The following is a 23,348-nucleotide window of genomic DNA, read 5'->3' as shown; positions in this document are numbered from 1 at the left end:
TCACTGCGATGTGACCCCAGCGCAGGCCAGAGGCTCCGAGCAAGGGTCTATGCCGGCCGCGCCGCCCCGCGCCGAGGGTGTCGCCCCCTTTTGGGGGGAGGGCGCGAAGCGACTCAGGGGGCATCACACCAGCACACGCTCGATACCGCCCTGGTTGGCGCGATTGACGTACTCGGCCATCCAGTTCTCGCCCAGGATGTCGCGCGCCATCTCGACCACGATGTAGTCGGCTTCGAGCAGCCCGTTGTTCAGATCGTTGCCATAGCGGCTCAGGCCCTGCAGGCAGCTGGGGCAGCTGGTCAGGATCTTGACGTTGTCCTGAGCGCCCAGTTGACCGTTGTCGCGCAACGCGGCCTCGCCCTTGCGGATCTCCTCGGTCTTGCGGAAGCGGATCTGCGTGGAGATGTCGGGACGCGTCACGCCCAGCGTGCCGGACTCGCCGCAGCAGCGCTCGCTCTTGAGCACGTTGTCACCCATCAAGGCCTTGACGGTCTTCATCGGGTCCTGCTGCTTCATGGGCGTATGGCAGGGGTCGTGGTAGAGGTACGAGCCCTTGTTCTGCAGCGTGATGCCCTTTTCGAGCAGATATTCGTGGATGTCGATGATGCGGCAGCCGGGGAAGATCTTGTCGAACTGGTAGCCCTGCAGCTGGTCATAGCAGGTGCCGCAGCTCACCACCACGGTCTTGATGTCCAGATAGTTGAGCGTGGTCGCCACACGGTGGAAGAGCACACGGTTGTCCGTGATCATCTTCTCGGCCTTGTCGAACTGGCCCGAGCCGCGCTGGGGATAGCCGCAGCACAGATACCCGGGCGGCAGCACGGTCTGCACACCCGCATGCCAGAGCATGGCCTGCGTGGCCAGACCCACCTGGCTGAACAGGCGCTCGGAGCCGCAACCCGGGAAGTAGAACACCGCCTCGGTATCCGACTTGGTGGCCTGCGGGTCGCGGATGATGGGCACGTAATCCTTGTCTTCGATATCCAGCAAGGCGCGCGCCGTCTTGGTGGGCAGACCACCGGGCAGCTTCTTGTTGATGAAGTGAATCACCTGCTCCTTGATGGGAGCCGTGCCCACGGATGCGGGCGGATGCGCGGTCTGCTTCTTGGCGACAGCCCCCAGCAAGTCGGCCGCCAGGCGCTGGGCCTTGAAGCCCACGCCCACCATGGCCGTGCGCATGAACTTGATGGTGTCGGGGTTGGTGGCATTGAGCATGGCCATGGCCAGCTTGTTGCCGGGACGGAAGCTCTTCTTGTCCATCTTGCGCAGCAGATTGCGCATATTCATGGTCACGTCGCCGAAGTCGATCTTGACCGGGCAGGGGTTGAAGCACTTGTGGCAGACCGTGCAGTGGTCGGCCACATCTTCGAATTCCTGCCAGTGCTTGATGGACACGCCACGGCGTGTCTGCTCCTCGTAGAGGAAGGCCTCCACCAGCAGCGAGGTGGCCAGGATCTTGTTGCGTGGCGAGTACAGCAGATTGGCGCGCGGCACATGGGTGGCGCACACGGGCTTGCACTTGCCGCAGCGCAGGCAGTCCTTGACGGAGTTGGCGATGGCGCCGATGTCCGACTGCTGCATGATGATAGACTCATAACCCATCAGGCCGAAGCTGGGCGTGTAGGCGTTGGTCAGGTCGGCAAACATCAGCGACTCGCGCGGCGAGCGACCGTCGTGACTCTGGTGTGCCAGGGCATCCCACTCTTCGTTGCGGATCAGCTTGCCCTTGTTGAAGCGGCCTTCGGGGTCCACACGCTTCTTGTAATCGGCAAACGGCGCCAGCTCGGCATCCGAGAGGAATTCCAGCTTGGTGATGCCGATGCCGTGCTCGCCCGAGATCACGCCGTCCAGACTACGCGCCAGCTCCATGATGCGAGCCACGGCTTCGTGCGCGGTCTGCAGCATTTCATAGTCGTCGGAGTTGACGGGGATGTTGGTGTGCACATTGCCGTCACCGGCGTGCATGTGCAGCGCCACCCAGACACGGCCCTTGAGCACCTTCTGGTGAATCTCGTTGATGGACTCGCGCAGCGGCTGGAAGGCAGCGCCCGCGAAAATCGTGGACAGCGGCTCCTTGAGCTGGGTCTTCCAGCTCGCACGCAAGCGGTGGTCCTGCAGTTCGGGGAACAGCGTGGCCACGCCGTCCAGCCAGCCCTGCCAGAGCTCGCGCACCTCGGCCACCAGCGCCAGCGCCTGCTGCACGCGGTCTTCCAGCAACTCGGCGCTGGGGATGTCGCCGGCGTCGTCGCTCTTGCCCAGGGGCAGATCGGAGTGCTTGAAGAAGCCGCTCAGCTCGTCGCAGAGCTTGAGCTTGTTGCGCAGCGACAGCTCGATATTGATGCGCTCGATGCCGTCGGTGTACTCGGCCATGCGGGGCAGAGGAATCACCACGTCTTCATTGATCTTGAAGGCGTTGGTATGGCGCGAGATGGCGGCAGTGCGCTTGCGGTCCAGCCAGAACTTCTTGCGCGCCTCGGAGCTGATGGCGATAAAGCCCTCGCCGTTGCGCGAATTGGCAATGCGCACCACTTCGCTGGTCACGCGCGCCACTTCATCGGCATCATCACCGGCGATATCGCCCAGCAGCACCATCTTGGGCAGATGGCCGTTGCCCTTCTTGCTCTTGGTCGCGTAGCCCACGGCCTTGAGGTAGCGGTCGTCCAGGTGTTCGAGACCGGCCAGCAGCACGCCCGAGCACTTTTGCTCGGCGAACATATAGTCCTTGATCTCGACGATGGAGGGCACGGCGTCCTTGGCATTGCCGAAGAACTCCATGCACACGGTACGCGTATGCGCCGGCATGCGGTGCACCACCCAGCGCGCGCTGGTGATCAGGCCGTCCGTACCTTCCTTCTGAATACCGGGCAGACCCGAGAGGAACTTGTCCGTCACGTCCTTGCCCAGGCCTTCCTTGCGGAAGGTGTGACCGGGAATGTCCAGGCGCTCGGTGCGCACATGGGTCTTGCCGTCCGCCTCGAAGTACTTCAGCTCGAAGCAGGCCATCTCGGCATCGTGAATCTTGCCCAGGTTGTGGTCCAGACGCGTGACTTCCAGCCATTGCGCATCGGGCGTGACCATGCGCCAGGACACCAGATTGTCCAGGGCGGTACCCCAGAGCACGGCCTTTTTGCCGCCCGCGTTCATGGCGATATTGCCGCCGATGCAGGAGGCCTCGATGGAGGTCGGATCCACGGCAAACACAAAGCCGCCGCGCTCGGCCGCATCGGCCACGCGCTGTGTCACCACTCCGGCTTCGGAGTAGATGGTGGGCACTTCATGATCCACGCCGGGAATCATGCGCATCTCGACTTCGCTCAGCGCTTCCAGCTTCTCGGTGTTGATGACCACCGAGCGCCAGGTCAAAGGTATGGCACCACCCGTGTATCCGGTACCGCCTCCGCGCGGGATGATGGTCAGTCCCAGCTCGATACAGCCCTTGACCAGACCGGCCATTTCGACTTCGGTATCGGGCGTCAGCACGACAAACGGGTACTCGACGCGCCAGTCGGTCGCATCGGTCACATGGGCCACGCGCGACAGACCGTCGAACTTGATGTTGTCCTTGGCGGTATAGCGACGCAGCGTCTTCTGCGCGCGGCGGCGCAGCTGCTCGGCCTCGACAAAAGTGGCGTTGAATTCATGCACGGCGCGGTGGGCCGCTTCCACCAGCTGACCCACCAGCTGATCGCGCAGCGCATCCTCGTTGGGCTCGCGGCGCTTGTCGATCTCGGCCAGGCGATGCTCCAGAGCCTCGACCAGCGACTTGCGGCGGTCGGGGTTGTGGATCAGATCGTCCTGAAGATAGGGATTGCGCTGCACAACCCAGATATCCCCCAGCACTTCGTAGAGCATGCGGGCAGATCGGCCGGTCCGGCGTTCCTGACGCAGCTGATTGAGCACATCCCACATGGATGAGCCCAGCAGACGAATCACAATCTCACGGTCAGAGAACGATGTGTAGTTATAGGGAATCTCGCGCAGTCGTGCGGGTTCGGCAGCCTGGGCCTGGAGGGCGGCAGCCAACGCAATCGGTACATTCATGGGGGTAGACCGTGTCGGGCGCCCTCTGTGTGGCACCCCTAAGCCAGTGGGATGACGATTTTAAGCGACGGCGGCTCAGCCATGCTTTGCTATGGGTTCTGAGTGGCCAGCCCTGCTATCGCCAAAGCAGCAAGCCCCACCGGCATTTCCCAGGCGACTCGCCACATGACAGTGCACAAGGGCACCGCGAACCCGCTCACCACTGCATGCAGCCAAATGCGCAGATGAATCTTCCATAGGCTATTGAGACAAAAATCATACATTTCCGAATCAAAAACAACTCAATACGAAAGACTACCAACAACAAACGAAATGCCATTGACCTAGAATGGCGCAGCTTCGCGCACCACCAAATGTCACCGGATCGTCATACATAGGCTTGTGACTGCGGGTTCTGCCCATGGTGAGACGCGTTGCCCATGCAAACAATGACATCCATATGTCATACGGATGACTTAGTGTGCATCACCGCATATTTCGTCAACGATCGTTAGAGGAGCCTTCATGCAATTCAAGCAACTGGCCATGGCCGCCGCCGTCGCCGCTACTACTTTCTCGGCACAAGCCGTCACCGAAATCCAATGGTGGCACTCGATGACTGCCGTGAATAACGAGTGGGTCAATGATCTGGCCAAGCAGTTCAACGAAAGCCAGAAGGATTACAAGGTCGTCCCCACGTTCAAGGGCGTGTACGACGAATCCATGACAGCCGCGATTGCAGCCTTCCGCTCGGGCAACGCCCCTCACATCCTGCAGGTGTTTGAAGTGGGTACTGCCACCATGATGGCCTCCAAGGGCGCGACCGTGCCCGTGGGCAAGGTGATGCAGGACGCCGGCGTCGCTTTCGACCCCAAGGCCTACATCCCCGCCGTGGCCGGCTACTACACGGCTCCCAACGGCCAGATGCTGAGCTTCCCCTTCAACAGCTCGACAACCATCTTCTACTACAACAAGGACGCCTTCAAGAAGGCCGGCCTGAACCCCGACGTCGCCCCCAAGACCTGGCCCGAAGTCTTTGCTGCCGCCAAGAAGCTCAAGGAAAGCGGCCACAGCTGCCCCATGACCCTGGCATGGCAAGGCTGGACCCAGCTGGAGTCCTTCTCCACCTGGCACAACGTGGAATTCGCAACCGAGCACAACGGTCTGAGCGCCAACGGCTACAAGGCGCGCATGAAGATCAACTCGCCTTTGCACGTCAAGCACATCGACAATCTGGCCGCAGCGGCCAAGGCTGGCGAGTTTGTCTACAAGGGTCGCGCCTCCACCCCCCAGGCTTCGTTCACCGCCGGTGAATGCGCCATGATCCAGACTTCGTCCGGCTTCTACGGCGATGTGGCCAAGAACGCCAAGTTCAACTACGCCCTGGCTCCCCTGCCCTACTATCCCGATGTCAAGGGCGCGCCCCAGAACACCGTGATCGGCGGCGCTTCGCTGTGGGTCATGGCCGGCAAGAAGGCCGAAGAGTACAAGGGCGTGGCCAAGTTCTTCGAGTTCCTGTCGCAGACCAAGGTGCAGGCCGCTTCGCACCAGCGCACCGGCTACCTGCCCGTGACCATGGCGGCCTATGACCTGACCGAAAAGTCCGGCTTCTACGCCAAGAACCCCGGCACCGACACGGCCGTGACGCAGATGATCCGCAAGGTGACCGACAACTCGCGCGGCATCCGTCTGGGCAACTACGTGCAGATCCGTACCATCGAGGATGAAGAACTCGAACAGGTGTGGGCTGGCAAGAAGACCGGCAAGCAGGCGCTGGACTCCATCGTGAGCCGCGGCAACGAATTGCTGGCTCGCTTCGAGCGCTCCTACAAACAGTAAACCCTCCAGGCACCCGCAAGGGTGCCGCCAAGGCCTGCGGGGCCTTCAAACAAGGCTCTGCACCCCCAAATACCCCGTTGACTGCACCCAGGCTCCGGCGGTTTTTTTATTTGTGACTCCTCATGGAAAAACGCGTTCTTTTCCGATCCAAGTGGCTGCCCTGGGTGCTGATCGCCCCCCAGCTACTGATCATCGGTATCTTCTTTTTCTGGCCCGCTGGTCAGGCTGTCCTCCAGTCATTCCAGATGGAAGACGCGTTCGGCATGAGCACCGAATGGGTGGGATTTGACAATTTCCGGCAGATCTTCTCCGACCCCACCTATCTGAATTCCTTCAAGCGTACAGCCCTGTTTTCCGTGCTCGTCGCTGGTCTTGGCATTGCCACCTCATTGGCCCTGGCCATCTTTGCGGATCGCATCGTGCGCTTCGCCATGGTCTACAAGACCTTGCTGATCATCCCCTACGCGGTCGCCCCCGTCATCGCGGGTGTGCTGTGGGTCTTCATGTTCTCGCCCTCCATCGGTGTGGTGGCGTATTTCCTGAACAAGCTAGGCTATACCTGGAACCATCTGATGAACGAAAACCAGGCCATGACGCTGATCGTGCTGGCCTCGGTGTGGAAACAGATCTCCTACAACTTCCTGTTCTTCCTTGCGGGCCTGCAGTCCATCCCCAAGGCGCTGATCGAAGCCGCATCCATCGACGGTGCCGGTCCATGGCGCCGTTTCTGGAACATCCAGCTGCCGCTGCTCTCGCCCACCACCTTCTTCCTGCTGGTGATCAACATCGTCTACGCGTTCTTTGACACCTTCGGCATCATCGACGCAGCCACCCATGGCGGCCCCGGTCAATCGACATCGATTCTGGTCTACAAGGTCTATCTGGACGGCTTCAAGGCGCTGGACCTGGGCGGCTCGGCAGCCCAGTCCGTGATCCTGATGCTGATTGTTGTCGTGCTGACCGTGATCCAGTTCCGCTATGTTGAAAAGAAAGTGCAGTACTGATCATGGTCGATCGCAATCCCTGGCTTAATTTCTTCTCCCACGCCGTACTGATTCTCGGCGTGGCCATCGTCGCCTTCCCGCTGTACCTGGCACTGGTCGCCTCCACCCACACGGCCAGCGAGATCGTGCAGGCACCCATGCCGCTGCTGCCCGGCTCGCACCTGTGGGAAAACTACAAGGAAGCCCTGGTGGGCTCGGGCAAACTGGGCTCCAACACCAACGTCGTGCAGATGATGTGGGTGAGCTTTTGCGTGGCCATGATCATCACCGTGGGCAAGATCGCGATTTCGCTGCTCTCGGCCTTTGCCATCGTCTACTTCCGCTTCCCCTTCAAGATGCTGTGCTTTTGGGCCATCTTCGTGACGCTGATGCTGCCCGTGGAAGTGCGCATTCTGCCCACCTACAAGGTTGTGGCCGAACTGGGCCTGCTCAACAGCTACGCCGGTCTGTCCCTGCCGCTGATCGCCTCCGCCACCGCCACCTTCCTGTTCCGCCAGTTCTTCCTGAGCGTGCCGGACGAACTGGTGGAAGCAGCCCGCATCGACGGCGCCGGCCCCATGCGCTTTTTCAAGGACATTCTGGTGCCCTTGTCCAAGACCTCGATTGCCGCGCTGTTCGTGATCCAGTTCATCTACGGCTGGAACCAGTACCTGTGGCCTCTTCTCATGACCACCTCGGAAGACATGTACCCCGTGGTCGTCGGTATCAAGAGCATGCTGGGCGGCGGCGGCGACGCCAGCGTCGACTGGAACATTGTGATGGCCACTGCCATCCTGGCCATGCTGCCGCCTACGGCCGTGGTGATGCTGATGCAAAAGTGGTTTGTGAAGGGTCTGGTGGATACCGAGAAATAAGCCTCGACCACGACCCATCCCGCCTTTTGCCCCATTGAACGAATACTTGGAAGACCTGTCATGGCATCCATCTCTCTGAAGAACATCATCAAGCGTTACGGCACCGGCAAGTCTGCCGTGCCCGTCATTCACGGCATCAACGTCGAAATCAAGGACGGCGAATTCATCGTGCTGGTCGGCCCCTCGGGCTGCGGCAAGTCCACCCTGCTGCGCATGATCGCAGGCCTGGAAGAAATCACCGATGGCGACCTGCTGATCGGCAGCAACAAGGTAAACGACCTGGAGCCCGCCAAGCGCAATATCGCCATGGTGTTCCAGAACTACGCGCTCTACCCCCATATGAGCAACTACGAGAACATGGCCTACGGCCTGAAGCTCGCCAAGGTGCCCGAGGACGAGATCAAGCGCCGCGTGGACAAGGCCGCCAAGATTCTGGAGCTGAGCCATCTGCTGGACCGCAAGCCGCGCCAGCTCTCTGGCGGCCAGCGCCAGCGCGTGGCCATGGGCCGCGCCATCGTGCGCCAGCCCCAGGTCTTCCTGTTCGACGAACCCCTGTCCAATCTGGACGCCAAGCTGCGCGGCCAGACCCGCCTGGAGATCCAGAAGCTGCACGCCGAGCTGGGCATCACCAGCCTGTTCGTGACCCACGATCAGGTCGAGGCCATGACCCTGGCGCAGCGCATGGTGGTGATGAACGGCGGCAATGTGGAGCAGTTCGGCACGCCCGAAGAGGTCTATCACACACCCGCCTCCACCTTTGTGGCGGGCTTCATCGGCTCCCCTCCCATGAACCTGCTCAAGCACTCGCCCAACGGCAAGCCCGGCCTGATCCTGGGCATCCGCCCCGAGCATATCGACCTGGTGGAAGCCGGCGGCCTGGAGTTCAAGGTCCAGACCGTGGAACTGCTGGGGGCCGAGCGCCTGCTCTACGGCAAGGTGGGCGATGAAGACGTCACCGTGCGCGTGGAAGAAGGCAAGCCCTATCCCAAGCCCGGTGAAACCGCCCGCATCTCGGCGCGCGAAGACCGCCTGCACTGGTTCAACGCCGAAACCGGCAAACGCGTATAGATCGCAACACCCCCTGAGCGGCTTCGCCGCTTCCCCCTCTCTGGCGCGAGCGCCGGAGGGGGACGACACCCTCGGTGCGGGGCGGCCCTTCCTCGGTGTCTCCTGTTTGAATGCTGCCTGCTACAGGCGCAGCGCCAAACTCGCAGAAAAGTGTTGAGCCGCAAACCTTTGTTGGATTGATCATGACTACTGCTTTGAAACCCTGGCCCTACCCTCGTTGGGTGGCCCACCGCGGCGCCGGCAAGCTGGCACCGGAGAACACCATGAGCGCCTTCCGCCTGGGCGCGCAACACGGCTACCGCTTCTTTGAATGCGATGCCAAGCTCAGCCAGGACGGCGTGCTGTTTCTGATGCATGACGCCACGCTGGAGCGAACCACCAACGGTCGCGGCATTGGCGGCGCACTGAGCATGGGCGAGATCGCCCAGCTCGACGCCGGCAGCTGGCACTCACGCGCCTATGCGGGCGAAGCCCTGCCCACGCTGGAAGCCCTGGCGCGCTGGTGCCTGGCCAACCATCTGCACCTGAATGTGGAAATCAAGCCGACTCCGGGCCAGGAGCTGGAAACCGGCCGTGCCTGCGGCGAGCTGATGCAGCGCATCTGGCCGAAGACCGAGGTGCAGCCGCTGTTCACCTCGTTCAAGTCCGACTCGCTCAAGGGCGCCCGCGAGACCGCTCCGCATATTCCGCGCGGCCTGCTGGTGGACAAGCTGGCCGACGCCAGCGGCGATGCCGACCTGAAGCTGGCTCTGGAGCTGGAGTGCAGCGCCATGGTGCTCAACCATGCGCTGTGGACGCCCGAGCTGGTGGCCAAGGTGCATGGCGCCGGCCTCTACTGCAGCAGCTACACCGTCAACGACCCATGGGCGGCGCAGCGCCTGATAGACCTGGGCACGGACGGCATCATCACCGACCGCGTGGATCTGTTCAGCCCCGCGCAGACAGGCGAGCAGCTGTAAATCAGTAGCTGCTTACGCATATCCACCAATAACCTCAGCATCAATCAATGCTGAATTCCCTTCAAATCAAGCGCAAGCAGCTTCTATATTCATAGCAATACAAAAGCCCGGCCACCCAAAGTGACCGGGCTTTTTTGCTTTCACCTCCTCCAATACCGGCACTGACAAAGCAGGGCGGCCGCGCAAGCGCCTCAGGGAGTGTCAATCCAGTTTCGTGCCGGAGGCCTTGACGGCTGCCGCCCAGCGCGGCGTCTCGCTGGCCAGGAACTTGCCGAAGGCCTCGGAGCCCAGGAAGGCCGGATCGGCGCCCTGCTCCACCATGCGGCTCTTCACATCGGGCAGGTTCATGACCTGCTGGAAGGCGTTGCTGAGCTTGGCCGTCACCTCCTTGGGCAGGCCGGCGGGGGCGAGAAAGCCATAGAAGCCCACCACATCGAACCCCTTGAGGCCGGACTCTATGGCGGTCGGCACCTCGGGCAGTGCGGGGTTGCGCTCCTTGCTGGTCACGGCCAGAGCACGCACCTTGCCCTGCTTGTGATAGGCCGCAGCCTGAGGAATGCTCTCGGCCATGAACTGCACCTGACCGCCGATCAAATCGGTGAAGGCAGGCGCGCTGCCCTTGTAGGGAATGTGCACCAGATCCACGCCTGCGGCGCTCTTGAACATCTCGGGCACCAGATGGCTGATGCCGCCATTGCCGGCCGAGCCGAAGTTGATCTTGCCGGGGTTGGCCTTGGCATAGGTCGTGAACTCGATCAGCGTCTTGGCCGGCACCTTGTTGTTGACCAGCAGCGCCAGCGGCTGCATGGCGGTGCGGGCAATCGGCGTGAAGTCCTTGAGCGTGTTGTAGGGCAGCTTGCTGTAGAGCGCAGGGTTGATGACCATCACGCCGGTATTGGCCAGCATCAGCGTGTAGCCGTCGGCGGGCGAGCGCATCACGTCCTGCGCCCCCACGGAGCCGCCCGCTCCGGGCTTGTAATCCACCACTAGCGGCTGTCCGAGCACGCCTTGCAGCTTTTCGGTCAGCAAGCGGGCATGCTGGTCCAGCGGGCCGCCGGCGGGAAAGCCCAGCACGATGCGAATCGGCTTGGTCGGAAAGGCGTCCTGAGCCTGTGCGCCCGCGGACAAAAGCAGGCCTGCACCAGCCATCAGGCCGGCCAGCATGTTCATTGAAGTCTTGTTCATTGTTGTCTCCTTGGCTTTAGAAATCATCGGCCGCACAAAGCGCTGTACGGGCAGTCTGATCGGTAGTCAACCTGCGCTGGATAGCGGCATTCGAGCCATGACTTGAACCATGGCGGGAGCCGGCCGACATAAAAAAGCGCTTCTCGAAGGAAGCGCTTGGGTGCCTGAGTGCCAAGCGGCAATCAGCGCTTGGGTTGCCAGGCCAGCGCCTTGTTCTGCTGCTCGGCCACCTGGGCAATGCTGAGCTTGTTGGCCGCTTCATCGCGGCGCTTGGCGGCATCGCCACCGAGCTCCATGGCCGCCAGGTTGTACCAGAAGTAGGCCCTGGCATTGTCACGCGGCACGCCCTGACCCTGTGCATAGACCATGCCCAGGTTGTACTGGGCTGCGGCATCGCCCTGCTCGGCCGCACGCTGGTACCACTGCACGGCCTTGGCGTAGTCGCGCGCAGCGCCCTGGCCTTCGGCATACATCACGCCCAGGCGGTTCTGCGCGCCGGAATGGCCTTGCTCGGCCGCTGCGGCATACCACTTCATCGCCTGAGCGGGGCTGGCGGCACCGCCCTGACCATCGGCATACAGACGCGCCAGGTTGAACTGGGCCGAGGCATCGCCCTTGTCGGCCGCGCGGCGGAACCACTGCATGGCCGTCGCATAGTTCTGCGCAACGCCACGGCCTTCGGCGTACAGCGTACCCACGTTGTTGATGGCCGCTGCATGGCCTTGCTCGGCCGCCTTCTGATACCACTGCAAAGCCGTGCCGTAGTTCTGGGGCGTGCCCAGGCCTTCGGCATAGATGGTGCCCAGGTTGTACTGGGCATCGGCGTGATTCTGGTCGGCCGCGCGCTGGAACCATTGCGCTGCATAGGCAGGGCTTTGCTCCACACCCAGGCCGTATAGATACAGGCGGCCCAGATGGTTCTGGCCGTCGGCATTCCACTGCTCGGCGCTCTTCTGGAACCAGGAAGCCGCCAGCTTGTAGTCGCGCGGGACGCCCACGCCATCCATATACATGCGGCCCAGGCTGTTCTGGGCCCTGGCGTCGCCCTGTTCGGCAGCGCGCTGCAGCCACTGGGCGGCCTGCACGGGGTCCAGCTTCACGCCCACTCCGTCGGACAGCATGGAGCCCAGTTGGTTCTGCGCTTGTGCATGGCCTTGATCGGCGGCTTTCTTGAACCAGTCTGCAGCCGTCATGTAGTTCACGGCCACGCCATCGCCCTTGAGATAGCGCTGGCCCAGCTCGAACTGGGCCGTCACATGGCCTTGTGCGGCGGATTTCTCCAGCCACTGGGCAGCGGTGCTGAAGCTCTGGGGCACGCCCAGACCTTGCTGATAGAGGTGGGACAGGTTGTACTGCGCCACGGCATTGTTCTGCTGCGCCGCGCGGCCGTACCACTGGGCCGCCTCGCGATAGTTCTGAGGCACGCCCTGGCCGTTGGCATACAGCGCACCCAGGCTGTTCTGGGCACCCGCGTGCCCCTGCGCCGCGGCCTTGCGGAACCATTGTGCGGCGGTGGCGGCATTCTGGGGCACGCCCTGGCCGTGCACATACATCTCGCCCAGCTGGTTCTGCGCCTTGGCATCGCCGCGCTCAGCCTCCTGCAGCGGTCCGGCCGTGGAGGCCACGCGCGAGCCTGCAATCGGCAGCGGGCCATATTGCAGGCGGCTGAATTCAAACTGGGGGCCCGATGTGGCGGCTCTGGAATCGCGCAAAAAATTCATGCGACCTTCCGCACCGGTTTGCGCGGATGCGCTCTGGGCAAAGGCCGCCAGACTCGACATGACCAGCGCTGCGATGGGAGTGAACTTCATTCCGGTACGATTCCTAGACGCTTGTTGTTACATCAGACATACGATGACACCAACCTGCGAGCGTAACTGATTCTGATAGCAGCTTCGATAAGGAATCCCTCAATCGCGGCATCCTAGCCACAGTTTTTTGACATTTGGCCGGGCCATGAAAAAGCCCGGCAATGCCGGGCCTGTCAGGACGTAAAGGTTTCAGCCCCTGGCCATCTGCTGGCGCACATAGTCCGCCAGCACCTGCATGAGCTCGGCAAAATGCGCGCGCAGCGGCTCGAAGCCGGCATTCGGTTCACGCGTGTCCTCGTCCATATAGACGGGGCGACGGATCTCGATCTGCATCGAGTGGCGATTGAGCTGCGGCTGGCCGATGCGCCCGATCAACTCCACACCTTTATAGGGCTCGTTATAGGCCACGCTGTAGCCGAAGCCCTTGAGCGTATCGCCCACCAGATGGATGAACTCGGGCGCACAGGTCGTGCCATCGCGGTCGCCCAGCACGAAGTCGGCCAGCGGCGGCGCATCGCTACGACCCAGTCGCTGGTACACGTCGTTGGGCATGGAGTGCAGATTCAGATGCCACACAGCCCCGAAGCGCGCCACGCTGTCGTCGATGGCCTGCGCCAGCGCCGCGTGATAGGGGCGCCAGTAGCGCTCGATACGGTGCTGCACCTCGGCCACGGTGCGCTTGCGCTCATACAGGGGCGTGGCCACGCCGGCCTTGCTGATGCGCTGCCAGATCAGGCCCAGCCCCTGCTGGGTCTTGATGCTGGGCGACAGCGGCACCGGCCACTCGCCCTCGATCTGCGCGGGGTCCAGATCGGACTCGTTGCGGTTCGGATCGACATAGGTGCGCGGGAAAGTCGCCTCCAGCAGCGTCGCGCCGAACTCGGGCCAGCGGTCCCAGAGCGCGGCCACATGCGTGTCCTCGCCACGGCGCAGCAGACTCATGGGCACGACGGCACCGAAGTCCTCCGGATAGGCCGTGCCGCTGTGCGGCGAGTCGCAGACTATGGGCAGCACCTCGCCCCGGGCCGGGTGCACCAGCACCGGCTCGGCCGGTCTGGCTTGCAGAAAATCAGGCACAGACATTGAGGTCTTCATCAGTCCAGCTTGATATTGGCGCGCTTGGCCACGGCCGTGTAGCGCTCGATCGCGGCCCGGATCTGCTTGGCGAACTGCTCGGGCGTGTTGCCCATGGACTCACCGGAGATGGACTTCTGCTTTTCCAGATAGTCGGGCGAAGCCATGACCTTGTGGGCCGCCGCATTGAGCTTGTCGATGATGGGCTTGGGCGTGCCGGCAGGCGCCACCAGGCCGAACCAGCCGCCGTCACCCATCTGGGGAAAGCCCAGCTCGGTATAGGTGGGCACATCGGGCAGCACATCGCTGCGCTTGAGGGCCAGCACGGCCAGGGGACGCAGCTGGCCAGCCTTGATATGCGGCAGGGTCGAGGGCAGGTTGTCCGTCATGGCATTGACCTGTCCGCCCAGCGCGTCCGTAATCGCCTGGCCCGCACCCTTGTAAGGAATGTGCAGCAGCTGGATGCCCGCGAGGTTCATGAAGTTCTCGATATTGGCATGACCGAGCGAGCCCGTGCCCGGCGAGGCAAAGGTGTACTTGTCGGGGTTGGCCTTGGCCAGCGCGATGAATTCCTTCATCGTCTTGGCAGGCACGCTGGCGTTCACCACGAAGACGCTGGGCACGCTCATCACATTGGTGATGGGAGCAAAGTCCTTGATCGCGTCATAGGGCAGCTTGCGGAAGATGGCCGGATTGGAGCCATGGGTGGACACCGTGGCCATGCCGATGGTGTAGCCGTCGGGAGCGGCCTTGGCGATTTCCGAAGCGCCGATGGAGCCGCCGGCTCCGCCCCGGTTGTCCACCACCACGGCCTTGCCCAGAATCTGGCCCATCTTGTCGGCCAGCAGACGCGCCACCATATCGGTAGAGCCGCCCGCACCAAAGGGCACGATCAGGCGGATAGGACGATTGGGGTAGTCCGCTGCGGCATTGGCCGCGAACGCGGGGGACAGCGCGGCGGCCGCTGCGCAGGCGGCAATGGACGACAGAACGGTACGACGAATGGCCATGCGGCTTCTCCTTGGATCTCGTGAAAGACTGGTTATGGGTCGGCTCAGAGCGCTTCACCGAACGCTCCGACCTTTGTTTCATTCTGTGCCGCAGGCCGTGGCACGAAAAGCGACAAGACGGCACGCAAGTATTACCAACCGTCATAATTCAAGCCGTCATGCGCATGCACTCCCCGTCCCTGTCCGAACTTCACGCCTTTGCCGCAGCCGCCCGCCTGGGCAGCTACTCGCTCGCCGCCCAGGAGCTGTATGTGACGCAGGGCGGCATCAGCCGGGCCATTGCCAGGCTTGAGGAGCATCTGGGCTTTGCCCTGTTCGAGCGCCTGGGCAGACGCAATGCGCTCACCGCAGCAGGACAGGACTATCTGCAGGCGGTAGAGCCTGCCGTGATGGCGATCGAAGCCGCATCGGCCGCCGCGCGCAGGCGCCGCCACGGGCCCCAGCTGCGTCTGTCGGTCATTCCCACGCTGTTCAGCCACTGGCTGATTCCGCGCCTGCCCGACTTCAACCGCCGTCATCCGCAAATCATGCTTTCCTTCGCGCCCTACCGGCGCGACGATCCGCTCAATGCGCCGGAGATCGATGCCTGGATTCGCGTCGGCAGCCAGCACTGGCCGGCAGGCGTGGAGGCCGAATATGTGATCGGCCGCGACCTGATTCCCATCTGCCACCCGCGCGAGCTGCAGGGACCGAACCCCATCCGCAGCGAGCAGGATTTGCTGAACCGCCCGCTGCTGTTCCACACCAACTACCCGGGCAACTGGGCCAGTTGGATGCAGGCCCGGGGCCTCGACCAGCCCTGCCCTGCCCCGGTTGCGGACTTTGAGACCGTGGCCCTGCTGGTGCAGGCCGTGGCTGCCGGCATGGGCGCAGCCATGGTTCAGCGCTGCCTGGTGGAGGAGGATCTGGCCTCGGGGCGCGTGGCTCTGGCGCTGGATGCACCGGTGCATATCGAGCGCGGCTACTTTCTGTGCCAGCAAGGCAGCCGCCCTCCGACGGAGGCCTTAAAGCAGTTTCGCCGCTGGATACTGGAGCAGGCCGGCCCCAGGGCCGTCAGCGACTGAGGCCCGGCCAGAGACTGGCGCGAATACAACAGGCACTCTTGAGTCAGATCAAGATTTCACGCAAAACTGCTTTCCAGCCAGTGCGCCAATCAGCGCCAGGCTCTGCAAAGCACCCATTGGCAGCAGGCACTTGTGCACACCAGTGCGGCATAGCCGAGCATCTTGCCATCGCGTGAAAACAGCCAGAGACTGGCCAGCAAAACCGCCACACCTAATATGAAATTAATAGCTACCTGCGCAATGAAGGATTGGGCTCCAGCCTTGTTTTTCTTGAACAAGCGTGCGCAGACAGCCAGGCCCAGCGCGAGAAAAAAAGCGGGGGCGACGAAGTTGAATAAATGATTAACGCTCGCAACAAAATCCATGGCAACAATCGATTCCAAGGCTTTGAGACCGGGGGATGCCCAATCCGGTTCTAAATTTTATAATCCTCAGTTATGGCAGTCTGGGCTTTAGGTATCAATCACCACACGGCGCCGCTCGATATGCGGGGCCGTTTTGCGTTCGCGCTTGATCAGATCGCGCCGACGCTGCAAGGCCTGCGCGCATCCCTGTCCCATGCGGGCCGGGCTCACAGCGCCGTGGAAACCGCCATCCTCTCCACCTGCAACCGCACCGAGATCTACTGCGCGGCCGACGCCCCGGCCATGGATCACACCATGCACTGGCTGGCCAACAGCGGCGGCGTAGCGCCTGAGCTGCTGCGCCAGCACTCGTATCTGCTGCAGGACGGCTCGGTCGCCCGTCACGCCTTCCGCGTGGCTTCGGGGCTGGACTCCATGGTGCTGGGCGAGGCGCAGATCCTCGGCCAGATGAAGAACGCCGTGCGCGCTGCCGAAACCGCAGGCGCACTGGGCACCACGCTCAACCAGCTGTTTCAGCGCAGCTTTGCCGTGGCCAAGGAAGTGCGCAGCTCCACCGAGATCGGCGCGCACAGCATCTCCATGGCTGCCGCCGCCGTGCGTCTGGCCGGTCAGCTGTTCGAAGACCTCAGCAAGATCCGCGTGCTCTTCGTGGGCGCAGGCGAGATGATCGAGCTGGTCTCCACCCACTTTGCCGCCCGCAACCCCAGGCAGATCACCATCGCCAACCGCACCATGGAGCGTGGCGAAAAGCTGGCGGCCCAGTTCGGCGCCGGCACCATGCGCCTGGCCGACCTGCCCGAGCATCTGCACGAGTACGACGCCATCATCAGCTGCACCGCCTCCACCCTGCCCATCATCGGCCTGGGTGCCGTGGAGTCTGCTCTCAAGAAGCGCAAGCGCCGCCCCATCTTCATGGTGGACCTGGCCGTGCCGCGCGATATCGAAGCCGAGGTCAAGCACCTCAACGACGTCTATCTCTATACCGTGGACGATCTGGCAACCGTCGTGCGCACCGGTCAGGCCCAGCGCCAGGCCGCCGTGCAGCAGGCCGAGGTCATCATCGACACCGGCGTGCAAAGCTTCATGCAATGGATGGACCAGCGCAACCCCGTGGGCGGCGCGGTCTCACTGATCCAGCAGGTCAATGCCCAGGCCGACGAATGGCGTGCGCTGGAAATTGCCCGTGCCAAAAAGCTGCTGGCCAAGGGCGAAGATATCGACACCGTGCTGGAAGCGCTCTCGCGCGGCCTCACACAGAAAATGCTGCACGGCACCATGGCCGAGCTGCACAAGGGCGACGCCGAAGAGCGTGCCCAGACAGCGGACACCGTCTCCCGTCTGTTCCTGCGCGCCAGCCGCAACCCCAGCAAGCTTTAGCGGCGCTCGCCCGCTTTGGCGCTGCCGTCCTCGTGCAGCGCACGGCCCGACCGTGGCCCGCCCTCCCTCTTTTCTGACTCCACAAAGGTGAGCACCCTCACCTTCCCAAGCCCTAGGTGCCCCCTATGCAAGACTTTTTGCGCAACCAGCTCGAACGCTACGCCCAACGCCTGCAGGAGCTGGACTTTCTGCTCTCGCGCGAAGACATCATGGGCGACATGAAGCAGTACCGCACCATCTCGCGCGAGCATGCCGATGTGACGGCCATTGCCAGCCGCTACACCCGCTACCTGCAGACCGAAGCCGACATCGCCGCCGCGCGTGACATGCTGGACGACCCCGACATGGCCGAAATGGCGCAGGAAGAGATCGGCAGCGGCGAGGCCGAGCTGATCAAGCTCGAGGACGAGCTGCAGCGCCTGCTGCTGCCCAAGGACCCCGACGATGCCCGCCCCGCCTTTGTCGAAATCCGCGCCGGCACGGGTGGTGACGAGTCGGCCCTGTTTGCCGGCGACCTGACCCGCATGTACACCCGCTACGCCACCAACGTGGGCTGGAAGGTGGAAGTGATGAGCGCCAGCGAAAACGAAATCGGCGGCTACAAGGAAGTCGTGCTGCGCATCGAGGGCGACAACGTGTACGGCGCGCTGCGCTTCGAGTCGGGCGGCCACCGCGTGCAGCGTGTGCCCGCCACTGAAACCCAGGGGCGCATCCACACCAGCGCCTGCACCGTGGCCGTGATGCCGGAGCCCGACGAGGCCGAGGCCATCACGCTCAATCCCGCCGATCTGCGCATCGACACCTTTCGCGCCAGCGGTGCCGGCGGCCAGCATATCAACAAGACCGACTCCGCCGTGCGCGTGGTCCACCTGCCCACGGGCATCGTGGCCGAATGCCAGGACGGTCGCAGCCAGCACAGCAACAAGGCCAAGGCCCTGCAGGTGCTGCAGGCCCGCATCCAGGAAAAGGAACGCAGCGAGCGGGCCGCCAAGGAAGCGGCCATGCGCAAGGGCCTGATCGGCTCGGGCGACCGCAGCGACCGCATCCGCACCTACAACTTTCCCCAGGGCCGCCTCACCGACCACCGCATCAACCTCACGCTGTACAAGCTGCTGGCTGTGATGGAAGGCGATCTGGGCGATGTGATCCAGGCCCTGCAACATGCACGCGAAGCCGAGCTGCTGGCAGAACTGGCCGCATCCTGAGGCCACAGGCATTGCCCTGCGGCAGGGGGCAGCCAGGCGGCAGCCGGCTCGAACCCGGCCCGCTCGAACGACTCGCCAGCAATGGGAACAATTTCAAGATGACACAGCGCTTTTTGCCGACTCTGGTTTCTGCTTTGCTATCGGGCCTGTTGTTCGCATCGACCGCCGCCCAGGCTCAGGCCTTGCGCAAGCCATCGGCCTATGACTCGGGCGCGGGAAGCCCGGTCGACGCCAGCGGCAACCGCAGCGCTGCTGCCAGCCTTCCGGCGCTGGCCAGCCGCGCCGATTTCGATCGCATGGCCCGTATCTTCGAGCCAGCCAGCGCCATGCCCCATGTGCTGTTTGTGATCGACCGCCACAGCAAGAGTGCACCGCTGCATTTCATCAACACGCCGCGCTATGCGTTTCACGAAGATTTTCTGCGTGCCAAAGGCCTGCTGCAGGGCGGCAAGCCTGCGCTCAACCGCAATTACCGCGAACCGGGCCGCCGCTTCATTCTCGGCACGCTGAGCTGGCAGCCCGCGCTCAAGGACTACAGCTACGAGTTCTGGGAGGGCGACCAGCTCACACCCGAGCTGCTGCAGACCACGGCGGCTGCACTGAAAACCGGCTTCTTCGCCCCTGTGCGCTTCAAGGCCAACTCCACTCAGCAAGAAGCCGTGGCCCAGCAAGCCGGTGTTGCAGCAGTCACCCAGGCCCAGTTGCTGGGTGCCCAGACCTATCTGCCGCTGAACCAGGGTCAGGCCGTGGGCCGGCTGCGCATCCTGAGCCAGGCTGAAGAGGTGAGTGATCTTCAGCCCAATGACATCGTGCTGCTGCGCGAAGTGCCCATCAGCTTGCCGCCCGTGGCCGGCGTGGTGACGGAAAGGCCGTCAACCGTGCTGTCTCATGTCAATTTGCTGGCGCGCGGCTGGGGCATACCCAATGCCTATGTGCAAAAAGCGGCCGAGCAATACGCTGCCTTCAACGGCCGCTGGGTGCATATCGACGTACAGCCCGCCAGCTTTGCGCTGCGCGCCGCCACGGCTGCCGAACAGCAAAGCGCGCAGCAGCAGGCACTGCGCCAGCCCGCCAAGGGCCGCAAGGTCTTGCTGCAGCCCGATCTGCGCCGCAGCGAGCTGGTGCCTCTGGCCGCCCTGCGCAGCGCGGATCGCCGCCGCTGCGGTGCCAAGGCCGCCAATCTGGGCGAGATCCAGTCCGCCCGCCTGGCGGACGTCAGCGTGCCCGATGGCTTTTGCATTCCGTTTGCCGCCTATGCCGACTTCATGCGCGCCAACGGCCTGGCCGAGCGCATTGCCCGCATGCGCCAGCAGCCCGGTTTTGCGACGGATGCCGGCATCCGAAGGCAAGCCCTGTCCGCGCTGCAGGCCGAAATCGAGCAATGGCCCGTCAGCCCGGCCGTGGCCGATGCCTGGGCGCAGCGCTGGTCCGGCCAGCTGGGCAGCCAGGGCGTGTTCGTACGCAGCTCCTCCAGCTCCGAGGACCTGCCCAACTTCAGCGGAGCAGGCCTGTACACCACCGTGCCCAATGTACGCAGCGGCACGGATCTGGCTGCTGCGGTGCGCAAGGTCTGGGCCTCTGTCTACAACTTCGAGGCCTGGGAAGCCAGACAGGCAGCGGGCATCGACGACGCGCAGGTGATGATGTCGGTGTTGGTACAAAAAGCCGTGGACTCCTCGGCATCGGGGGTGATGATCACCCGCGACCCCTTCGATGCCTCGCACCGCTACATGAGCTATATCGCCGCCAAGCGCGGCATAGGCATCCGCGTGGTCGAGGGCCGGCGGGTTGCAGAGCAGATCCTCTACTCCAGCCGCAGCAAGGCCGTGCAGGTGCTCAACCGCTCCCAGGACGATGTGGCCCTGCAGCTGGATACCAGGGGCGGCGTGCGTGAAGTGGCGGTTGCGCCCGGCCGCGCCGTGCTCAGCGACGCACTGGTGCAGCGACTGGCCCGCGCAGGAGCCGGCATCAAGCAGCGCTTTGGCGGCAAGGACCAGGACATCGAGTGGGCCGTGCAGGGCGATCAGCTCATCATCCTGCAGTCGCGCCCCTTCATCTCGGCCCCCGTACGTTAAGAATCCGCCATGCTGAATTTCGAGTCACCTGTTGTAGTGGAGCTGCTGCAAGCCCAGGGCTGGACCCCGCAGCGCGAGGTCGCCATACCCGCGCTTATCCGGAGCGCTCTGGACCAACAGCCCAGTCTGGCCGGCCACCCCGCCGTGGCTGCGCTGCAGAACCTGGCAGGCTTGCACATAGGCCGGGTGGGCAAGGGCCGGGAATGCGCCAGCAGCGATATAGAGTTTGACTGGCGCGAAGCGCATTTCACCAGCGAAGACGCGGACGAAGCCCTGCTCTGCTGGGAACAGCGCCTGAACACCCGGCTGATACCACTTGCCGAAGTTCACCATGGGCACGGCCAGTTGCTGATGGCGGGCGATGGACGCTGCTTTGGCTGGTCTTTTGTAGGCATGTGCTTCGAGGGCGAGAATCTTCAGCAGGCGCTGGAGCATCTGTTGCTGGGTATACGCTCGCGCCCCATGCTGGAGCCCGGCCAGCCATCGACCCAGTTGTACGGCAGGCGCTACAAGGCGGGCGCCCCCGAGATATATCCTTACTGAATTTCCGAAGAAGATGGCCACCGGCCAAGCCATGACCGAATTCTCGCCCCCCACTTTCTCCGTCGCTCAAGCCCTGCAGCAAGCCGCCAGCCAAGGGCTGGCACGTGTCGATGCACAGATGCTGCTGCTGCACTTGATGCAGCAGCCAGCGCATGCCCGCGCCTGGCTCATCACCCATGACGGCGATATGCTGAACGCCGAGCAGCAGGCCCGCTGGGGCCAGCTGTGCGCCCTGCGCCAGCAAGGCACGCCTGTCGCCTACCTGACCGGAAGCAAAGAGTTCTATGGCCTGAATCTGGCCGTGGACAGCCGGGTGCTGGACCCGCGCCCCGACACCGAGACCCTGGTGGACTGGGCGCTGGAGCTCATGCCTGAAGGGCAGCCGGTTCACGTCGTCGACCTGGGCACCGGCAGTGGCGCCATTGCCCTGGCCCTGCAAAGCCAGCGCCCCGCAGCCCGGGTCATTGCCGTGGACGCCAGTGCCGATGCCCTGGCCGTGGCCCGCAGCAACGCCGCCCGGCTCCAACTGCCCGTGCAGTTCGCCCACGGCAGCTGGCTGGAGCCCTTGAACGGGCAGGAACCTGTCGATCTGATCGTCAGCAATCCGCCCTATATCCGCGCCGACGACCCGCACCTGGCGGCGCTGACCCACGAACCACTGTCGGCCCTGGCCAGCGGCGCCGACGGGCTGGAGGACATACGCAGCATCATCGAGCAGGCCCCGGCACACCTGAAGGGCGGCGGCTGGCTGCTTTTCGAGCATGGCTGGGATCAGGCCGAAGACGTGGCGCGGCTGATGCGGGCTGCGGGCTTCGGGCAGGTCCAGCACCGCCACGACCTGGCCGGCATTGCGCGCTGCACGGGCGGCTGTCGCCCTGACAAGGCTTGATTTCCAGAACTGAGCCCCCAGATAAACAGGCAGCAAGATTTCCTCACAGCATCGCATTGCTTGCGGTCGGTGAAATAATTGCAGACATCGCGGCTGGTACCGCCATTTCCAAAATCCGGAGCCCACTATGAGCAACACTCAACAACGCATCGACGACCTGGTCAAGAACAACGACATCCTGCTGTTCATGAAGGGCAACGCCAGCTTCCCTCAGTGCGGCTTCTCCGGCCGTGCCATCCAGATCCTCAAGGCCTGCGGTGTGGATGCCAAGTCCATCGCCACCGTGAACGTGCTGGAAGACCAGGAAATCCGCCAGGGCATCAAGGACTACAGCCAGTGGCCCACCATCCCCCAGCTCTACATCAAGGGCGAATTCATCGGCGGCTCGGACATCATGATGGAGATGTACGAATCGGGCGAGCTGCAGCAAGTGCTGGCCGCCAAGTAAGACCAAGCTGCCTGCAAGCCACCGGCCCCCGGTGGCTTTTTTCATGCCGCCCCCCAAACCCGCGCCCGCCCACCACTGCTGCATCCATGTCGATGGCAGCGCCCTGCCCAACCCCGGCCCCATGAGCCTGGGCGTGTTGCTGCAGCTGCCCGATGGCAGTCGCCATACGCTGTCGCAGGATCTGCACCGCAGCGGCTGCAACAACGAAGCCGAGCTGCGCGCCCTGATGGCGGCCCTGACGCTGGCACGCGATCTCGGCGCGCGCAGCCTGACCGTGCGCACCGACTCCCGGGTGCTGCTGGAGCAGCTCGGCCCGCCCATGGCCAAGCCGGCGCGGCCGATTGTGCGGCTCAGCCAGCTGTTCGAGGCCGCCCGTGCACAGATGCAGGGCTTTGACGAGCTGGTGCTGCAATGGGTGCCCAGACACCGCAATACCGAGGCCGATGCACTGGCACGCATGGCCCATTCGGCAGCCGCGCTTCAGTCCTGAAGCCAGTACAGCTGCCTGCAACAGGCTTTATGTGGTCGAATAGAGACTCCTTGATAACCGGCCGCAGG

General features: G+C 63.4%; 19 protein-coding genes. 13 read left to right on the top strand and 6 right to left on the bottom strand.

What is annotated here, in order from left to right; genetic code table 11:
• Nucleotides 1–123: 123 nt before the first annotated feature.
• Complete coding sequence (locus AC1RTQ_RS06165; RefSeq protein WP_492874716.1) at nt 124–4,041, bottom strand: DUF3683 domain-containing protein; 3,918 nt, start codon at nt 4,039–4,041, stop codon at nt 124–126.
• Nucleotides 4,042–4,545: 504 nt separating this feature from the next.
• On the opposite strand from AC1RTQ_RS06165, the gene ugpB reads away from it, so the two are divergent.
• From ugpB to ugpQ, 5 genes are all read left to right on the top strand, one after another.
• A complete protein-coding gene (ugpB, locus tag AC1RTQ_RS06160) occupies nt 4,546–5,859 on the top strand; it encodes a sn-glycerol-3-phosphate ABC transporter substrate-binding protein UgpB (RefSeq protein ID WP_034364532.1) in 1,314 nt (437 codons plus the stop codon).
• Between the two features lie 122 nt (nt 5,860–5,981).
• Nucleotides 5,982–6,863 carry a sn-glycerol-3-phosphate ABC transporter permease UgpA gene (gene ugpA / locus AC1RTQ_RS06155; protein ID WP_034364530.1) on the top strand — a complete coding sequence of 294 codons (882 nt, stop codon included), beginning with the start codon at nt 5,982–5,984 and terminating at the stop codon, nt 6,861–6,863.
• Nucleotides 6,864–6,865: 2 nt separating this feature from the next.
• Nucleotides 6,866–7,717 (top strand): sn-glycerol-3-phosphate ABC transporter permease UgpE, encoded by an 852-nt coding sequence (ugpE, locus tag AC1RTQ_RS06150; RefSeq protein ID WP_492874715.1) that lies wholly within the window; start codon nt 6,866–6,868, stop codon nt 7,715–7,717.
• A gap of 60 nt (nt 7,718–7,777) precedes the next feature.
• A complete protein-coding gene (locus AC1RTQ_RS06145; RefSeq protein WP_492874714.1) occupies nt 7,778–8,785 on the top strand; it encodes a sn-glycerol-3-phosphate import ATP-binding protein UgpC in 1,008 nt (335 codons plus the stop codon).
• 182 nt (nt 8,786–8,967) lie between these two features.
• Nucleotides 8,968–9,744: a glycerophosphodiester phosphodiesterase gene (gene ugpQ / locus AC1RTQ_RS06140; RefSeq protein ID WP_492874713.1), complete on the top strand. Its 777-nt coding sequence runs from the start codon at nt 8,968–8,970 to the stop codon at nt 9,742–9,744.
• A gap of 201 nt (nt 9,745–9,945) precedes the next feature.
• Here the strand turns inward: ugpQ and AC1RTQ_RS06135 are convergent, their stop codons facing one another.
• From AC1RTQ_RS06135 to AC1RTQ_RS06120, 4 genes are all read right to left on the bottom strand, one after another.
• The gene (locus AC1RTQ_RS06135; RefSeq protein WP_492874712.1) at nt 9,946–10,929 is read right to left on the bottom strand and encodes a Bug family tripartite tricarboxylate transporter substrate binding protein; all 984 of its coding nucleotides are present in this window, start codon (nt 10,927–10,929) and stop codon (nt 9,946–9,948) included.
• Nucleotides 10,930–11,111: 182 nt separating this feature from the next.
• Nucleotides 11,112–12,740, bottom strand: coding sequence for an SEL1-like repeat protein (locus tag AC1RTQ_RS06130; protein ID WP_304352042.1), 1,629 nt, complete (start codon nt 12,738–12,740; stop codon nt 11,112–11,114).
• Nucleotides 12,741–12,929: 189 nt separating this feature from the next.
• A complete protein-coding gene (locus AC1RTQ_RS06125; RefSeq protein WP_003065977.1) occupies nt 12,930–13,823 on the bottom strand; it encodes an N-formylglutamate amidohydrolase in 894 nt (297 codons plus the stop codon).
• 11 nt (nt 13,824–13,834) lie between these two features.
• Nucleotides 13,835–14,824 (bottom strand): tripartite tricarboxylate transporter substrate binding protein BugE, encoded by a 990-nt coding sequence (locus AC1RTQ_RS06120; RefSeq protein WP_302092171.1) that lies wholly within the window; start codon nt 14,822–14,824, stop codon nt 13,835–13,837.
• Nucleotides 14,825–14,982: 158 nt separating this feature from the next.
• Between AC1RTQ_RS06120 and AC1RTQ_RS06115 the strand changes: the two genes are divergently transcribed.
• Nucleotides 14,983–15,888, top strand: a complete 906-nt coding sequence (locus AC1RTQ_RS06115; protein ID WP_492874711.1) for a LysR substrate-binding domain-containing protein — start codon at nt 14,983–14,985, stop codon at nt 15,886–15,888.
• 89 nt (nt 15,889–15,977) lie between these two features.
• Here the strand turns inward: AC1RTQ_RS06115 and AC1RTQ_RS06110 are convergent, their stop codons facing one another.
• The gene (locus AC1RTQ_RS06110; protein ID WP_492874710.1) at nt 15,978–16,253 is read right to left on the bottom strand and encodes a hypothetical protein; all 276 of its coding nucleotides are present in this window, start codon (nt 16,251–16,253) and stop codon (nt 15,978–15,980) included.
• Nucleotides 16,254–16,325: 72 nt separating this feature from the next.
• Between AC1RTQ_RS06110 and hemA the strand changes: the two genes are divergently transcribed.
• The 7 genes from hemA to AC1RTQ_RS06075 all read left to right on the top strand — a co-directional run bounded on the left by hemA (nt 16,326) and on the right by AC1RTQ_RS06075 (nt 23,280).
• Nucleotides 16,326–17,630, top strand: a complete 1,305-nt coding sequence (gene hemA, locus AC1RTQ_RS06105) for a glutamyl-tRNA reductase (RefSeq protein WP_409813892.1) — start codon at nt 16,326–16,328, stop codon at nt 17,628–17,630.
• 125 nt (nt 17,631–17,755) lie between these two features.
• On the top strand, nt 17,756–18,835 hold the full coding sequence (prfA, locus tag AC1RTQ_RS06100) for a peptide chain release factor 1 (RefSeq protein WP_302092175.1): 1,080 nt from the start codon (nt 17,756–17,758) through the stop codon (nt 18,833–18,835).
• A gap of 98 nt (nt 18,836–18,933) precedes the next feature.
• A complete protein-coding gene (locus AC1RTQ_RS06095) occupies nt 18,934–20,910 on the top strand; it encodes a PEP/pyruvate-binding domain-containing protein (protein ID WP_492874709.1) in 1,977 nt (658 codons plus the stop codon).
• A gap of 9 nt (nt 20,911–20,919) precedes the next feature.
• Complete coding sequence (locus AC1RTQ_RS06090; protein ID WP_492874708.1) at nt 20,920–21,453, top strand: SUKH-3 domain-containing protein; 534 nt, start codon at nt 20,920–20,922, stop codon at nt 21,451–21,453.
• A 13-nt stretch (nt 21,454–21,466) separates the two neighbouring features.
• Nucleotides 21,467–22,342 carry a peptide chain release factor N(5)-glutamine methyltransferase gene (gene prmC, locus AC1RTQ_RS06085; RefSeq protein ID WP_492874707.1) on the top strand — a complete coding sequence of 292 codons (876 nt, stop codon included), beginning with the start codon at nt 21,467–21,469 and terminating at the stop codon, nt 22,340–22,342.
• A 127-nt stretch (nt 22,343–22,469) separates the two neighbouring features.
• The gene (gene grxD, locus AC1RTQ_RS06080; RefSeq protein WP_003058519.1) at nt 22,470–22,790 is read left to right on the top strand and encodes a Grx4 family monothiol glutaredoxin; all 321 of its coding nucleotides are present in this window, start codon (nt 22,470–22,472) and stop codon (nt 22,788–22,790) included.
• Between the two features lie 31 nt (nt 22,791–22,821).
• Nucleotides 22,822–23,280, top strand: a complete 459-nt coding sequence (locus AC1RTQ_RS06075) for a ribonuclease HI family protein (RefSeq protein WP_302092179.1) — start codon at nt 22,822–22,824, stop codon at nt 23,278–23,280.
• The last annotated feature ends 68 nt before the right edge of the window (nt 23,281–23,348 follow it).

This window comes from Comamonas sp. GW821-FHT11H03 (genome assembly GCF_058807955.1).
The sequence above is the reverse complement of the archived record's forward strand: the minus strand, read 5'-3'. Positions and strand labels throughout refer to the sequence as shown.

Excerpts from the sequence above, each read along its gene's own strand:
- ugpE (WP_492874715.1), top strand. The coding sequence starts at position 6,866 with ATGGTCGATCGCAATCCCTGGCTTAATTTCTTCTCCCACGCCGTACTG.
- AC1RTQ_RS06135 (WP_492874712.1), bottom strand. The coding sequence starts at position 10,929 with ATGAACAAGACTTCAATGAACATGCTGGCCGGCCTGATGGCTGGTGCA.
- AC1RTQ_RS06090 (WP_492874708.1), top strand. The coding sequence starts at position 20,920 with ATGCTGAATTTCGAGTCACCTGTTGTAGTGGAGCTGCTGCAAGCCCAG.
- ugpA (WP_034364530.1), top strand. The coding sequence starts at position 5,982 with ATGGAAAAACGCGTTCTTTTCCGATCCAAGTGGCTGCCCTGGGTGCTG.
- grxD (WP_003058519.1), top strand. The coding sequence starts at position 22,470 with ATGAGCAACACTCAACAACGCATCGACGACCTGGTCAAGAACAACGAC.
- AC1RTQ_RS06120 (WP_302092171.1), bottom strand. The coding sequence starts at position 14,824 with ATGGCCATTCGTCGTACCGTTCTGTCGTCCATTGCCGCCTGCGCAGCG.
- AC1RTQ_RS06115 (WP_492874711.1), top strand. The coding sequence starts at position 14,983 with ATGCGCATGCACTCCCCGTCCCTGTCCGAACTTCACGCCTTTGCCGCA.
- AC1RTQ_RS06095 (WP_492874709.1), top strand. The coding sequence starts at position 18,934 with ATGACACAGCGCTTTTTGCCGACTCTGGTTTCTGCTTTGCTATCGGGC.
- AC1RTQ_RS06125 (WP_003065977.1), bottom strand. The coding sequence starts at position 13,823 with ATGTCTGTGCCTGATTTTCTGCAAGCCAGACCGGCCGAGCCGGTGCTG.
- ugpQ (WP_492874713.1), top strand. The coding sequence starts at position 8,968 with ATGACTACTGCTTTGAAACCCTGGCCCTACCCTCGTTGGGTGGCCCAC.
- prfA (WP_302092175.1), top strand. The coding sequence starts at position 17,756 with ATGCAAGACTTTTTGCGCAACCAGCTCGAACGCTACGCCCAACGCCTG.
- AC1RTQ_RS06110 (WP_492874710.1), bottom strand. The coding sequence starts at position 16,253 with ATGGATTTTGTTGCGAGCGTTAATCATTTATTCAACTTCGTCGCCCCC.
- prmC (WP_492874707.1), top strand. The coding sequence starts at position 21,467 with ATGGCCACCGGCCAAGCCATGACCGAATTCTCGCCCCCCACTTTCTCC.
- AC1RTQ_RS06145 (WP_492874714.1), top strand. The coding sequence starts at position 7,778 with ATGGCATCCATCTCTCTGAAGAACATCATCAAGCGTTACGGCACCGGC.
- AC1RTQ_RS06130 (WP_304352042.1), bottom strand. The coding sequence starts at position 12,740 with ATGAAGTTCACTCCCATCGCAGCGCTGGTCATGTCGAGTCTGGCGGCC.
- ugpB (WP_034364532.1), top strand. The coding sequence starts at position 4,546 with ATGCAATTCAAGCAACTGGCCATGGCCGCCGCCGTCGCCGCTACTACT.
- AC1RTQ_RS06165 (WP_492874716.1), bottom strand. The coding sequence starts at position 4,041 with ATGAATGTACCGATTGCGTTGGCTGCCGCCCTCCAGGCCCAGGCTGCC.
- hemA (WP_409813892.1), top strand. The coding sequence starts at position 16,326 with ATGGCAGTCTGGGCTTTAGGTATCAATCACCACACGGCGCCGCTCGAT.